The 14,192-nt window shown below is 53.6% G+C and carries 15 protein-coding genes; 4 read left to right on the top strand and 11 right to left on the bottom strand.

Features of this window, described 5'->3' with window-relative positions; translation table 11 throughout:
• Window positions 1-29 precede the first annotated feature (29 nt).
• The 3 genes from chbC to osmE form a co-directional block, all read right to left on the bottom strand.
• On the bottom strand, window positions 30-1,388 hold the full coding sequence (gene chbC, locus CHU32_RS03275; RefSeq protein WP_103677741.1) for a PTS N,N'-diacetylchitobiose transporter subunit IIC: 1,359 nt from the start codon (window positions 1,386-1,388) through the stop codon (window positions 30-32).
• Between the two features lie 81 nt (window positions 1,389-1,469).
• Window positions 1,470-1,790: a PTS sugar transporter subunit IIB gene (locus CHU32_RS03280; RefSeq protein WP_103677742.1), complete on the bottom strand. Its 321-nt coding sequence runs from the start codon at window positions 1,788-1,790 to the stop codon at window positions 1,470-1,472.
• Window positions 1,791-2,075: 285 nt separating this feature from the next.
• Window positions 2,076-2,417 (bottom strand): osmotically-inducible lipoprotein OsmE, encoded by a 342-nt coding sequence (gene osmE, locus CHU32_RS03285; protein WP_103677743.1) that lies wholly within the window; start codon window positions 2,415-2,417, stop codon window positions 2,076-2,078.
• A 243-nt stretch (window positions 2,418-2,660) separates the two neighbouring features.
• Between osmE and nadE the strand changes: the two genes are divergently transcribed.
• Both nadE and cho read left to right on the top strand, forming a co-directional pair.
• Window positions 2,661-3,488, top strand: a complete 828-nt coding sequence (nadE, locus tag CHU32_RS03290; protein ID WP_103677744.1) for an ammonia-dependent NAD(+) synthetase — start codon at window positions 2,661-2,663, stop codon at window positions 3,486-3,488.
• A 101-nt stretch (window positions 3,489-3,589) separates the two neighbouring features.
• The gene (cho, locus tag CHU32_RS03295; RefSeq protein WP_103677745.1) at window positions 3,590-4,459 is read left to right on the top strand and encodes an excinuclease Cho; all 870 of its coding nucleotides are present in this window, start codon (window positions 3,590-3,592) and stop codon (window positions 4,457-4,459) included.
• Here the strand turns inward: cho and ves are convergent.
• From ves to astC, 7 genes are all read right to left on the bottom strand, one after another.
• The gene (gene ves, locus CHU32_RS03300; protein ID WP_103677746.1) at window positions 4,445-5,002 is read right to left on the bottom strand and encodes an environmental stress-induced protein Ves; all 558 of its coding nucleotides are present in this window, start codon (window positions 5,000-5,002) and stop codon (window positions 4,445-4,447) included. The two genes, cho and ves, sit on opposite strands and share 15 nt — an antisense overlap.
• Before the next feature lie 290 nt (window positions 5,003-5,292).
• On the bottom strand, window positions 5,293-5,775 hold the full coding sequence (gene spy, locus CHU32_RS03305) for an ATP-independent periplasmic protein-refolding chaperone Spy (RefSeq protein ID WP_103677747.1): 483 nt from the start codon (window positions 5,773-5,775) through the stop codon (window positions 5,293-5,295).
• Between the two features lie 322 nt (window positions 5,776-6,097).
• A complete protein-coding gene (astE, locus tag CHU32_RS03310; protein ID WP_103677748.1) occupies window positions 6,098-7,066 on the bottom strand; it encodes a succinylglutamate desuccinylase in 969 nt (322 codons plus the stop codon).
• 11 nt (window positions 7,067-7,077) lie between these two features.
• Entirely contained in the window at window positions 7,078-8,403 is a 1,326-nt protein-coding gene (astB, locus tag CHU32_RS03315) for an N-succinylarginine dihydrolase (RefSeq protein WP_103677749.1), read from the bottom strand.
• Window positions 8,400-9,878: a succinylglutamate-semialdehyde dehydrogenase gene (gene astD / locus CHU32_RS03320; RefSeq protein ID WP_103677750.1), complete on the bottom strand. Its 1,479-nt coding sequence runs from the start codon at window positions 9,876-9,878 to the stop codon at window positions 8,400-8,402. The genes astB and astD overlap by 4 nt, the downstream gene beginning before the upstream one ends.
• The gene (gene astA, locus CHU32_RS03325; RefSeq protein ID WP_103677751.1) at window positions 9,875-10,909 is read right to left on the bottom strand and encodes an arginine N-succinyltransferase; all 1,035 of its coding nucleotides are present in this window, start codon (window positions 10,907-10,909) and stop codon (window positions 9,875-9,877) included. The genes astD and astA overlap by 4 nt, the downstream gene beginning before the upstream one ends.
• Window positions 10,906-12,126: a succinylornithine/acetylornithine transaminase gene (astC, locus tag CHU32_RS03330; protein WP_103677752.1), complete on the bottom strand. Its 1,221-nt coding sequence runs from the start codon at window positions 12,124-12,126 to the stop codon at window positions 10,906-10,908. The genes astA and astC overlap by 4 nt, the downstream gene beginning before the upstream one ends.
• A gap of 424 nt (window positions 12,127-12,550) precedes the next feature.
• Between astC and xthA the strand changes: the two genes are divergently transcribed.
• Window positions 12,551-13,357 (top strand): exodeoxyribonuclease III, encoded by an 807-nt coding sequence (gene xthA, locus CHU32_RS03340; RefSeq protein ID WP_103677754.1) that lies wholly within the window; start codon window positions 12,551-12,553, stop codon window positions 13,355-13,357.
• A 3-nt stretch (window positions 13,358-13,360) separates the two neighbouring features.
• Entirely contained in the window at window positions 13,361-13,774 is a 414-nt protein-coding gene (locus CHU32_RS03345) for a pyrimidine (deoxy)nucleoside triphosphate diphosphatase (protein WP_103677755.1), read from the top strand.
• Here the strand turns inward: CHU32_RS03345 and CHU32_RS03350 are convergent.
• Complete coding sequence (locus tag CHU32_RS03350) at window positions 13,734-13,997, bottom strand: YnjH family protein (RefSeq protein ID WP_103677852.1); 264 nt, start codon at window positions 13,995-13,997, stop codon at window positions 13,734-13,736. The genes CHU32_RS03345 and CHU32_RS03350 overlap by 41 nt on opposite strands.
• Between the last annotated feature and the right edge of the window lie 195 nt (window positions 13,998-14,192).

Raw genomic sequence — 14,192 nt, forward strand, 5'->3', positions numbered from 1 at the left:
GAGCGGAGTGTCCTCCGCTCCGGTGGAGATTAGAACGACAGCGCGTTACGGATGTCTTCTTCGCTTTCTTCTTCCTCAATGACCGTCTGGGCTTTGTTGGAGATGATCACGAAAGGCAGATAGAACAGCGTCGCCACGCCCAGGTTAAACAGGGCCAGAATCAGCGCACCAATACTACCGTTTGAGTTAAAGAACGCACCCAGTCCAGGCGGCATTGTCCATGGCGCGAAATTGGTTGACGGTGGGATCAGGCCCAGTGAATAGGCCGCCAGTGTGATACCTGCCAGAATAGGCTGGATCAGCACAAAGGGGATCATCATCAATGGGTTCATGATGATCGGCATACCGAACAGAATCGGTTCATTGATATTGAACAGACCTGACGGCAGCGCCAGCTTCGCTACCTGGCGGTGATCCGCGCGTCGTGAAGCGATGAAAATCGCCAGAATAAGACCTAATGTGGCCCCCGTACCGCCAAGGAAAATGTACGATTCCAGCATCGGTCCGGTCCAGAAATGGAAAGTTTTACCGGCAGCAATCGCCGCATCAACCGACCCATACTGGGTATAGGTCGCCATATTTTCCATGCCCCATGGGCCAAGAATACCGCTGTTCAGCGCCGTCAACGCCAGTCCACCGTGAACACCAAAGAACCACAGCAGCGCGTTAAACACCACATAAGCCCAGCCTACGACGCTCCCCATTGAGGCCAGCGGTTTAGAAACGCTGTCCATGATAATCTGGTGGAAATTGCTGCCGATGAGTGTCAGTCCCCAGGCGACAAAACCCATAATGAGCAGAATAATAAAACCTGGAATCAGGGCGGAAAACGAGCGCGAAACTGATGCAGGCACGCTATCCGGCAATTTGATGACCCAGTTACGGCGCACGATAAAGGTAAAGATCTCAGCGACCACCAGCCCGATGATAATACCGGAAATGATGTTCTGCCCGCCCAGCCAGTTCGCACCGACGGCATACGCCTCTCCAACAGCAAAAGGGGTGACTGTCATAAAAGAAGCAATAGACAGCAAACCTGCTGCCAGCGGGTCAACTTTACGTTCCTCGGCCAGCGCCATCCCGATAAAGAACGGCGTCATCAGCGACATAATACCCAGCGTACCGTTATAAACGCTGCCACCAATGACCTTAAAGCCTTCTAATGTTTGAATAGTTGAAGCATCCAGACGGATGCCTAAGGAGTAAAAAAATGAACCCTCACCAAAACTCAAGAATACATTATTAATCAGAACAAACATTGCGCCTGCAAGCGTTAATGGCATTAAGCGAATAAAGCCATTTTTAATCGCATTAACATGCACCTGCTTGCCTAATTTCACAGCAAAGGGCAAAAGTACCTTCTCGAGTGAATCTATAGCTTTGCTCATACATAACATCCTATAATGCCGCAATAGAATATTGCGGCGCTGAAATATGAAATTACTCTTTGACGGGAAAAATAAATAAAATTAATGTACTGCTGCTTTTTTTATCGCTGCGACGGCGGATTTCAATACCCCCAGACCGTCGACTTTTCCATACAGAATCGAGTCAATAACCTCAATGGGTTTGTTCGGCACGACATTTTTAATGTCTGATAACATATAAGCAATTTGCGGCCCGAGTAAAATAACATCAGCTTCAGGCCCTTTATCTGCTGCCAGTGATTCAGGAAAAGCTTCAATGGTTACCGGCACTTCATATTTTTCTGCCTGAGCACGCATTTTTGATACCAACAGAGAAGTGGACATCCCTGCGGAGCAAAATAAATAGATTTTTTTCTTCTCCATAAAACCCTCCATAATTTTACGAACAATTTTTGTACGGCGAATTATTAATCTCGCTTTGTCGTCGATGGCAATTCTAAATAATATTGTTTTGCCTGACATAAGTATACGAGGTTCTACTGGACGGTGATAATGCCTGAGGCACTTGAATTGTCTCTCATTGACCTGTTGCCTTGATGCCCCTCACATTTTGGCCAAATAATTCGCGCGATTAAAAAAGAATTTCCTGCACAAAAAGAAACCGGCTCAGGGGCCGGTTTCTTCGTTGTCTCAGGCAGAGAAAGGATATTACTGCTTCGGAGCCTGCGGATCGGTATCGTACTCAGCACAGGTCTGGTAACCAGAGTTGAGCACCCGGCCGGTATCATCAAGCGCGACAAAATAAGTTTCTGTTTTACCATCGCGTTGACCCAGGATATAGGTCTGGCAGGTACCACGGGCATGGACCATGGACACTTCAGAAGAAGGGCGGCCTGCAATCTGCTGTACCTGCTGGCGCGTCATCCCTTTCTTAATATCTTTTACTACCGGCTGTGTAAATTGGTCTTTGGTACGATCGTAAGCCGTACACCCTGCCAACATAGTCAGTACTGCCGCTGCACTTAAAATTCCTGCTACATTCTTGTTCATATTCCGTCCTCTTGTTTATCAGCGTGTTATAAGCCTGGAATAGATATCCGGATTTTTCAACCTACATGAGAAAATCCTCTGTCTTTCGGAAATATCCTTAAAAAACAGCGGATGAGGGCGAAAATGCACCAATCACCCTCCTCTGGCGGCTCAATTCTTGTCGTTTTACCGCTGAAGAGGTAGGTTTAAGGTATCGTCCAGAAATGTCGATGACATAACTGAATTTACTTACGGGGGGGTGACATGGCTTTGCAACAGGACATTATTCATGCGCTTGGCGCTAAACCACAGATTGATGCACAAGAAGAGATTCGTCGCAGCGTGGATTTTCTGAAATCGTATTTAACGACGTATCCCTTCATTAAATCGCTGGTGCTGGGGATCAGTGGCGGGCAGGACTCCACGCTTGCCGGAAAACTGTGCCAGCAGGCCATTAATGAATTGCGCGCAGAAAACAGTGCCGATGACCTGCAATTTATTGCAGTGCGGCTACCTTATGGCGTTCAGGCTGATGAGCAGGACTGTCAGGATGCAATCGAATTTATTCAACCCGATCGCGTATTGACGGTAAACATCAAAGGAGCGGTGCTGGCCAGCGAACAGGCGTTGCGTGACGCCGGCATTGAATTAAGCGATTTCGTTCGCGGTAATGAAAAAGCGCGTGAGCGGATGAAAGCACAATATAGCATCGCCGGAATGACGAAAGGCGTGGTCGTTGGCACCGATCATGCGGCCGAGGCGTTAACCGGCTTCTTTACCAAATATGGCGATGGCGGAACGGATATCAACCCGCTGTTCCGTCTGAATAAACGTCAGGGCAAACAGCTACTGGCGCAGCTTGGCTGTCCGGAGCATTTGTACAAAAAACTGCCAACAGCAGACCTGGAGGATGATCGTCCTTCTTTACCGGATGAAGCCGCACTTGGCGTAACGTATGAAGACATCGACAATTACCTTGAAGGTAAAACGGTTGATGAAGGCACCGCCCGAATTATTGAAGGCTGGTATCTGAAAACTGAACATAAACGTCGTCCGCCTATCACCGTGTTTGACGATTTCTGGAAAAAGTAATTCTCTGCGGGCCGAGCTTTGCTCCGGCCCGTTCACCCCGCCTCTTTTTTCGCCAGATTTATCTTGCTATACTGTATGCGTAAACAGTATCAGGAGTAAATGTGGCAAGGCGTCCCTCAGCACCGCGACTCGATTTCGAAGCTGCGGCTATATATGAATATCCCGAGCATTTACGTCCCTGGCTTGAGGCGTTGCCTAAATTGCCCGGTGTCTACTTTTTTCATGGCGAAAGTGAAGCCATGCCGCTGTATATTGGCAAAAGCATTAACATTCGCAGCCGGGTACTCTCGCATCTGCGTACCCCTGCTGAAGCCGCTATGCTGCGCCAGTCGAGGCGGATCACCTGGCTGCGTACCGCAGGTGAAGTTGGTGCATTGCTACTGGAAGCGCAGATGATCAAAGAGCAGCAGCCGCTCTTTAATAAACGTCTTCGACGCAATCGCCAGCTTTGTTCGCTGCTGATGGTAGATGGCAAACCGCAGGTGGTTTACGCCCGTGAAGTTGATTTTTCCCACCAGCCGGGGCTATTTGGCCTGTTCGCTAACCGGCGTGCGGCGCTCGGCGCATTGCAGAGCATTGCCGATGAACACAAGCTCTGTTACGGGCTACTCGGTCTGGAATCGGTGACGCGCGGGCGCGCCTGTTTTCGTGCCGCTCTGCGACGTTGTGCCGGAGCCTGTTGCGGTAAAGAAAGCATTGAGGAACACAATCAGCGACTGCATGATGCCCTGGCACGGTTGCAGGTCGTATGCTGGCCGTGGAAAGGCCCGGTGGCAATGAAAGAAAGCGGCCCGGATATGACCCAGTATCATATTATTGATAACTGGCTATGGCTCGGGTCGGTCAATAGCCCGGACGAGGCGACATCCTTATTACGCACCCCTGCCGGGTTCGATCAGGATGGCTATAAAATTCTCTGCAAGCCCCTGATGGCGGGAAATTTCGAAATCAGCGAATTAATGTCCCGGTAGCCAGGTAATCTCACTAAACAGCAGTTGCCCCTCGGTTTTCAGTAACCGCAGGGTATGAGATCCATCCTGCCAGTAAGCACCCTGCTCAGCAGTTAATAATTTATCGCCGAGCTGCCATGCGCCATTGAGGACAAATACCACGCCTCCGCGCGAACCGAAGGTGGTGAACGTGCGGTCAGCAACTCTCACCTTCGCCTGGCAGCGATCGCGGCGGGTTATGATGTTGAAATCCATCGACATATGCCCTTCCGTAAGATGGGCGCGGACCGTTTGCTCGCCGGAAAAACGAAACGGCTGAAAGCGCCGCAACGTATGACGAAATTCACTGCCGGCATCCAGCGTCATTTCTCCACCTTCAAGCAAAGTAATTACCCGATCGGTTCCCGGAAAAACCGCGAACTCACCGCTTGCCGCAATGGAGGCAATACTGGCCCGCCAGTTAAAGTCGCGAGTCGCAGGAGGAAAGCAACAGAGCTCGCGGGTTTCGCCGGCACCGTTGCGCCATAAATTGACCGGCATTGTGCGCATATCAAAATAATCCATCATCACTCCTGAAAGGACAGTGCGTAGTGCTATGCCGCCCGTTGCTGACAGCGGCTTATCATTATCGGTTATGGGTCAATTATCGGCAGCGTAACGGCTGGCCTTAACATAACCTTGCCACAAAGTGAAAAACGCATACGGAGCCCGGAAAGGCAGGAATGTTGATCCAGCCTCAGGAGAATACCGCGTCGGTAGCCGGAGGCAAGTGATAAAAAGAAAAACCGCCGGGCCTGCCCACGGCCTGAAGAGGCTATGGGCAGGACCGGCGGTCTTGAATTTTGTCAGCGAGTTTACTCAGCTGGCGGAGCCATTTTACCGTCTGCGGCGTGATGTTCTGTCAGACGCTTCTCAAAATTGGCATTAAACTGTTTTTTCTGCTCCGGGGTCAGAATGTTATAAATTTTGTTCTGTGCCTCCATGCGTGCCAGCATCTGAGACTTATGCTGTGCCTGCATTTTGTCGATCTGGGCTTCTGCTTTCGCCTTATCGAAGGTGTCGCTGGCGATCAGGGCGTGGGTGGCACGCAACTCCTCAACCGGCGGGCGTTTCATTTCAGCACGCTGGGCTTTCATAATGTCGCGAACCTGCTGTTTTTGCGCATCCGTCAGGTTCAGGTCTTTGAACATCATGTCATGATGCGGCCCCATTGGCCCTTTGTGCTGTAGCGCTGTTTTGCCTGCGCCCGGAGCGGTGGTGGTGTCTGCTGCATGGGCCAGATTCGCTGCGCCAAACGCCAGGGTAGAGGCAACAAACAGAGCAGTTAATTTACGCATGGTTTTATCCTTCTTTCAGTTATTCTTTCGGCGTATTTGCCGTATTGACAATATTAACTTTACGCGCTTTTTCGTCAATAAGTCATTATCAGAGTAAAGCATTGAAAGGGTAAAAAACGTTTATTCATCAATTATGGAGAAAATATGAAAAAAAGATGGAGAGTGATTGCAAAAATAGTTAATGCACTGATTGTGAAGTAATTATGAAAAGTATAAAACAACGCTGATTAATAATAAAGCACTTTACCAGGATAAATCCGCATTACCGATAAAAATAATAGCTCCGGTAAAATTGGCCGGAGCGTAAATTAAAGTCGCTACTTTACGATAACCTTTTTAGCATCAATCCCGCACGCAAACCTGGCGCAACGTCAGGATTTGGGAAAAGCACATATTCGTTTTCATTTCCGACCCGCCAGTAGCGTCCGTCTTCTTCAGCCAGCAACGTTCCGGGGGGAAATGCAGTGAAATTAAGTGTTTTCGCTGACATATGCAGGGTAAAATTCGCGCCATGTCGGGTCAGTTGCTGTACAACCTGATAACGCAGCGGTTCAGCATAACTCCCCTGCGTCAACTCACCAGCAGCCAGATGACTAAGTGCCCGGCCAGTAGTGGCAAAAAGAGAAAGATCATTTTCGCCAAACGGCAATGCCTTGCCCAGTTCCAGCGTACAGGCCAGTGCAGTAAAACGCTCACTGCTGAAATGACTGAAGGTTCCACCAGGCTGCTGATGAAAAACCAGCGCTTCCAGCCCCGCCGTTCCCAGCCAGCGTAAAAATGCCGCATCCCAGGGTTGGTTTCGCACGGGCAACACGCCAAAACGGACATGATGCGAACCCCGGATTGCCGTATGCAGATCCAGATGCCAGCGTAACGCTCGTTCATCTTCGGCAAAAAAGTGGCTAACCGTCTCTTCCAGTAACGCGGCGCGGGCCGTCTCGCCGCTGCGCGGAAATTGCTGCCAGCGACCGCCGAACATCCGGTTGAGATCGGCGTGCAGATAGCGTTTCCCGGCCCGCAGCGCGGCGGGATTGCCGAGGATAATCAGCAACCGCCAGCGCAGGGGAATGCTGCCCGCCATCAATTCATTCAATAATCGATCCACCATCTCCACTGGCGCGGTTTCGTTGCCGTGGATACCCGCGGAGAGGACCAGCGCCTGCGACACCGGCTGGTGCGGCGTTAACTCCAGTATGCCCTCCTCCAGCCAGCGCCAGCGAAACCCGGGGGTATCACCCCGGGTGGCCAGCGGTGCGGTGCCCGCCAGCGTCAATGCCAGAAAATGATTCATCTTGCCTCCATTTAGCGCTGGAAGGGATAAACAGACCCCAGTTTTAAGATCTGCGTCAGGTTATCCAGCGCCTCGCGTCCTTCGCGCAGGAGGTGGGGATCGGCCAGGTCGGCCTGCACTAACCGGTCGCGATAGTAGCGATCCACCCAGCGGTTTAACGTAGTGAAAAGTGTCTCATCCATCATTACTGCCGGATTCACCAGAGCCTGTTCTTCCTGGGTCAGGACCACACGCAGGCGCAGGCAGGCCGGTCCCCCGCCGTTAGCCATGCTCTCACGCAAATCGAACACCTTGAGTTCATTGACAGGGTTATCTTCCTCCAGTAGCCGGGTCAGATAACGCCAGACACGCGGATGCTGCTGCGACTCCTGCGGCAGCACCAGTAACATGGAGCCGTCCGCTTTACTGAGAAGCTGACTGTTGAAAAGATACGTCACCACGGCCTCATCCACGCTGACATCGCTGGCGGAGACCTGAAGCGGTATAAAACCCGGAATACGCTGGCGCAGTGTTTCCATCAGCGCGGGCTGATCGGCAAAGGCTTCTTCATGGCAGAACAACACCTGGCGATTACTGACGGCGATAACGTCATTATGGAAAACTCCCCGGTCAATGACCGCCGGATTTTGCCGGGCGAAAATAACCCGTGCAGGATCAATCTGATTAAGTCGCGCCACCGCCTGACTGGCCTCCAGCGTCTGACGCGCCGGGTAACGTTCCGGGCGGGCGACGCCGCTCTCTTCCCGCCCGTAGACAAAAAGCTGGATGCCCGGCTGACCATATTCACCACCGAGGCGGTTATGATTTGCTGCCCCCTCATCGCCAAATAGCGCCACCTGCGGCAGGGCGGCGTGAATGGCGAACCGGGCATTATCAGGAAAAATAGCGCGTAATACCGCTTCTGTCGTCGGCGCTTCGCACGAACGGTGAAATTTGTTATTAAGGTTGGCAACTGTCAGGTGAACTTTACCGTCTAAAGCATCGGCAGAGGGACATACCGTGGCGGCATTTGCGACCCACATTGAAGAAGCGGAGCTTACCGATGACAACAGCCATGGTGCCTGCGCTGCGACGGTTTCAATAATATGCGCGTCGCTACCGCTAAATCCGAGCTGACGAAGCGCTGGAATATTGGGCCGCTCTTGTGGCGGGATAACGGCCTGTAAAAATCCGGCGTCCGCCAGCGCTTTCATCTTTAACAGCCCCTGCTTCGCCGCAAGCTTTGGATTTGAAAACTGAAGCCGGTGTTTTGTTGAAGCCTCATTGCCAAATGAGAGACCTGCGTAATGGTGGGTCGGCCCGACCAGACCATCAAAATTGACTTCCCTGGCGCTCATGGCTGCTCCTTATGTGTAAAATCCAGCCCCGGACTCAACGTGGCGGGTAAGGCCAGCGCAGAAGATTCGAGGCTTGCCAGCGGCCACGCGCAATAATCGGCGGCATACCACGCGCCGGGCCGGTGATTACCGGACGCCCCCACGCCACCAAAAGGCGCGGTGCTGGCCGCCCCGGTTAGCGGTTTATTCCAGTTGACGATCCCGGCCCGCGCTTCGAGCAGCAGTTGCTCAAACTTCTGTCGATCGCCTGAAACCAGACCGCTCGCCAGCCCGTAGCGGGTAGCATTTGCCAGGCGAATAGCCTCTGCGAAATCATCGTAGCGCCAGACGCACAGTAATGGGCCAAAAACCTCTTCATCTGGCACGTTGGCCACGCCGGTGACATCAATGATGCCAGGCGTCAACAGCGAGGTACTGGGCTGGAGCAAGCGTGGCTCCAGCAGCGTCACGCCGCCATTTTCCGCATGCTGCTGCCACGCCTGAACAACGCGCTGCGCGGCCTGTTCAGAAATCAGTCCGCCCATAAATGGCTGTGGCTCAGCGTCCCATGCGCCCGGACGCAGACCGCCCGCGATCTCAACCAGCCGGGTAAGGAATCGATCGCCCTGTTCACCGCGTTTTACCAGCAGACGACGTGCGCAGGTACAGCGCTGCCCGGCCGTTATAAAAGCGGACTGAATGGTCAGATGCACTGCCGCATCAATATCCTCTGGCTCATCGACGATCAGTGGATTATTGCCGCCCATCTCCAGCGCAAGAATTTTCTGCGGCTGGCCCGCCAGTTGCTGATGCAACTGTGCGCCGGTGGCGGAACTGCCGGTAAACAGCAGGCCATCAATCGCCGCCAACTGACTTAATGCCGCCCCGGTTTCCCGCCCTCCCTGCACCAGATTCAGCACGCCGGGCGGTAAGCCGGCCTGCTCCCAGAGTTTCACCACCGCCTCGCCGCTGCCCGGGGTCAGTTCGCTGGGTTTAAAAATCACCGTATTGCCCGCCAGCAGCGCAGGCACAATATGGCCGTTCGGCAAATGCCCTGGAAAGTTATAAGGCCCGAACACCGCCAGCACCCCGTGCGGACGATGACGCAATGTGGCCTCGCCGTCAGGCATCCCGGTACGTTGCTCCCCTGTGCGCACATGATACGCTTTGATGGATATAGCAATCTTATTGATCATCGCCGTCACTTCGGTTGCCGCCTCCCAGCGCGGTTTTCCGGTTTCTCTGGCGATGGTTTCAGTTAATGCCTGCTGATGGCTTTCCAGCAGCGAGGCAAATTTTTCCACGATCGCCTGACGCGCGCTGAGCGGCTGTCTGGCCCAGCCGGGAAACGCCGCCCGCGCCGCGCCGCCGGCCTGGAGCACCTGCTCTGCATCGGCGTTATAACCCTGCCACACCACCTCAGTTGATACCGGGTTATGTTTAACGCGTCGCGCACCGCGACCGGTCACCCAGTCACCGTTAATCCACTGGCTCATTGTTTTTTCTCCTCAGCACACAGACGTACCAGCCGTACCCGGTCGCCCGAATGGCATTTCAGGGCATCCATTTGCGCCGCGTTGAGGAGCAGTCGCTCACACTGCGGGTCAGCCTCAATCAACATGGCGCGAAAGTGGTGATACTGTTCGTTAGCGACCAGGCAAAGCGGCTGCTCGCCCGCTGCTGGCTGGCCTTCACCAACCTCCACCAGTCGGCTTTTACGAATGGCGCGAACGCGGTCGATGTCGCATTCAAGCGTTGGGCCACCGTCAAAAATGTCGATATAGTCGCGATAGCGAAAGCCTTCTTTTTCCAGCACCGCACGCGCTGGTGCGGTTTGTGGATGCACTTCGCCAATGACTGCCCGGGCCTCGGGCGAGAGGAAGTCGGTATAGATAGGATGCCTGGGCATCAGTTCAGCAATAAACGCTTTCTGCCCAGTACCACACAGGTAGTCGGCACGGGAAAATTCCATCGAAAAAAAGCGCTTGCCGAGGCTCTCCCAGAAGGGGGAGTAGCCGTTGTCGTCGATCACGCCGCGCATTTCGGCGACCACTTTTTCATTGAAGCGATCGCGAAAGGCGGCCATAAACAGAAATCGTGATTTTGACAGCAGGTAGCCGTTACCGTCTTTACGCCAGGCAGGGTCGAGAAACAGCGTACATAATTCGCTGCTGCCGGTATGGTCATTACTCAGAAATAGCGCTGGCAGCGCGTTATACACATTGAGCTCTTTGGACGCATGCACCAGGGTGCCGACCCGATAGTTGTACCAGGGATCGTTTAAGCCCACCGCCACTTCGATGGCACAAATCCCCGCCACCTCGCCGCTGTCAGTGTCTTCCAGGACGAAAACATAGCCCTGTTCACCACGGTCAATCGAGTCCTGCCAGGTGTTAAGTGCGCGGTCAATTCGCGCTGAGAGCGTGGCTTCATCGGCAGGCAAGGAGGTCAGCCCGCCGCCGGTTTTACCGGCGAGTGCCACCAGCGCGGGCAGATCGTCATGAGCAACCGGACGGATGATCATCATGATGAACCTCCTGATACAAAGCGTTCGCAGGCGCGGGTGAAGCGGTCAAGACCTGCTGTAATCTCTTCTTCGCTGATGATCAGCGCAGGCGCGAAACGAATCACGTTGCCCCCTGCTATCAGCACCATCACGCCCTCTTGTGCCGCCAGCATACTCAATTCTTTAGCCCGCCCGGCGTAGCGATCGTCCAGCACGCAGCCAATCAGCAGGCCAAGACCGCGAATGCCTTTGAAAACGCCGGTCTGCTGACCGATAGCCTGTAGTCGTTCGCAGAACCACTGATGGCGCTGTTTAACCCCGTTCAGTACCTCCTGACGATTGATCAGGGTTAGCACTTCTCCGGCCACCGCGCTGGCCAGCGGATTGCCGCCGTAGGTAGTGCCGTGGGTACCGACAGTCATCACGCTGGCACAGGCTTCGCTCGCCAGTAGCGCTCCGATAGGGAAGCCGCCACCCAGCGCCTTAGCAGTGGTCAGCAAATCCGGTGTGACGCCATAGTGCATATAAGCGTACAGCTCACCGGTGCGCCCGACCCCGGACTGAACTTCATCAAAAATCAGCAGCGCCTGATGGCGATCGCACAGCTCACGCAGGCCGCGCAAAAACGCTGGTTCAGCAGGCACCACGCCGCCCTCACCCTGAATCGGCTCAACGATCACCGCGCAGGTATCGTCGTTGATCAGTTCCCGGGCCGAGGCCAGATCGTTAAATACGGCGTGACGGATACCCGGCGGCAGCGGCGCAAAATCACGGGAATAGGCGGGCTGCCCACCGGCTGAGACGGTAAACAGGGTTCGTCCATGAAACGCATTATTAAAGGCCACAATGCCGCTTTTGTGCGGGCCAGTATGGTCGTGGGCATATTTGCGCGCCAGTTTGAGCGCCGCTTCGTTTGCCTCCGCACCGGAGTTACAGAAGAAAACGCGGTCCGCAAAGGTCGCGTCGATTAGGCGTTTCGCCAGTCTGAGTACCGGTTCATTGGTATAGCCGTTGCCGGTATGCCAGAATTTATCAGCCTGTTCTTTGAGCGCACGATTGAGGGCCGGATGTGCATGCCCCAGCGCGTTGACCGCAATGCCGCCCGCAAAATCGATATAGTCTTTGCCCTGTTGATCCCACAGGCGGGAACCTTCTCCGCGCACCGGAATAAATGAGGCCGGTGCGTAAACGGGCATCATCCATTCATCAAAATTATCACGCGTGATTGACTGAGACATAGCGACCTCATCCGGTAAATAAAAAGTTTAAGAAATGTTAATATTCATGAGTGTTTGCGCTGTAAATGTAGATTGCAGGCATCGTGCCAGCCAGCGAAAAAAATGCATAAAACGGATGCGTGAACGGAATATCAACGGGTTACAACCGAGCGGTATGCACTACATTTGCATACAAAGTGCATAAATAGGCTAAAACGTGGATTTACCGCCTGATAATCAGAAATATTATTCATACGTAAAATATAATTCTGGAAATGTGATCGCCTGCGAAATTTCTTGCAGATGGCCGCCTCATTAAGGTGCGTCGCGCACTGATATCGCACGCTTACTGCACCGCGGTGAGCCAGGCGCGGGATCTTCGCGCGGCGCGACGTAATTTCTGCTACCATCGCCACTCAACTCATCCAGCACAGTGGCAGCGACTATGAAATTCGTCTCTTTTAATATCAACGGCCTGCGCGCCCGCCCGCATCAACTTGCCGCAATTGTCGAAAAGCATCAGCCGGATGTGATCGGCTTGCAGGAAACCAAGGTACATGACGACATGTTTCCTCTCGAAGAAGTGGCAAAACTCGGCTATAACGTTTTTTATCACGGCCAGAAGGGGCATTACGGCGTGGCGCTATTGACCAAAGAAACGCCGGTCTCGGTACGCCGTGGTTTTCCAAATGATGGTGAAGAGGCCCAGCGCCGCATTATTATTGCCGAGGTGCCGTCGCCGCTGGGCAACGTGACCGTGATCAACGGTTATTTCCCGCAGGGGGAAAGCCGCGACCATCCGCTTAAATTCCCCGCCAAAGAACAGTTTTATCAGAACTTACAAACCCTGCTGGAAAGCGAGCTGAAGAAAGAAAATCCAGTGCTGATTATGGGTGACATGAATATCAGCCCGACCGATCTGGATATTGGTATTGGCGAAGACAGCCGTAAACGCTGGCTGCGCACTGGCAAGTGCTCGTTCCTGCCGGAAGAGCGCGAGTGGATGCAGCGCCTGCTGGACTGGGGGTTGGTAGACACCTTCCGTCAGGCTAACCCGGAAACCGCCGATCGCTATTCGTGGTTCGATTACCGTTCAAAAGGGTTTGACGATAATCGCGGTCTGCGTATTGACCTGCTGCTGGCAAGCCTCCCGCTGGCGGAGCGCTGCGTGGAAACGGGCATTGATTATGACATCCGCAGTATGGAAAAGCCCTCAGATCACGCGCCGGTATGGGCAACGTTTAAGGTCTGAGCGATGAAAACCCTCGACGTGGTAGCCGCTATCATCGAACGTGATGGCAAAATTTTACTCGCCAGGCGGCCTGCCCACGCCGATCAGCCTGGCCTGTGGGAATTTGCGGGCGGTAAAGTCGAGCCGGGCGAAAGCCAGCCGCAGGCGCTGGTGCGCGAACTGCGCGAAGAACTGGGTATTGAGGCGACGGTAGGGAATTACGTTGCCAGCCACCAGCGTGAGGTTTCAGGGCGGCTTATCCATCTTCACGCCTGGCATGTGCCCGCGTTTAGCGGCACGTTGACCGCTATTGAACATCAGGATTTGATCTGGTGCGTCCCGGCCGACGCGCGGGGTTTTCCACTCGCCCCCGCTGATATCCCTTTATTAGACGCGTTTATGCTTTTACGCGCCGCCACACCAGCGGATGAGTGCTGAGGGTTTTCTCGTCCCGCTGGCACTGAAGCAACACGCCTTCTGTTTTTATCACCGCACCTTCGGAGTAGTTTTGATCCTGATAGACGCAGCACTGGTTACAGGGCTGCGCACGCTGACCGCCAGTGCTGAACACGTCTGGCGGGACATTGACCTCAACATCCGGGCGAATACGCGGTTCAGCCTGCGCGCTGGCGCTGACCAGGGCAAAAATAGCAGCAGCGATCATCATCTTCATATTATTTAATTCCTGAATGTATTTATTACGTACTATAACCAAAGCCAGATAAATATGCTGCCATCACTTTTTATTATGATGCGCGTCCCATTATAAATTCGCCCGCTACAGGAATTTTTTCTTGCAACCCGCACGGGCGCGAATGTTATAGTCGAAAAGCTGTCACTTTTTCTTCGCAACCAT

The sequence above is a fragment of the Superficieibacter electus genome (assembly GCF_002915575.1).
Lineage (GTDB): Bacteria > Pseudomonadota > Gammaproteobacteria > Enterobacterales > Enterobacteriaceae > Superficieibacter > Superficieibacter electus.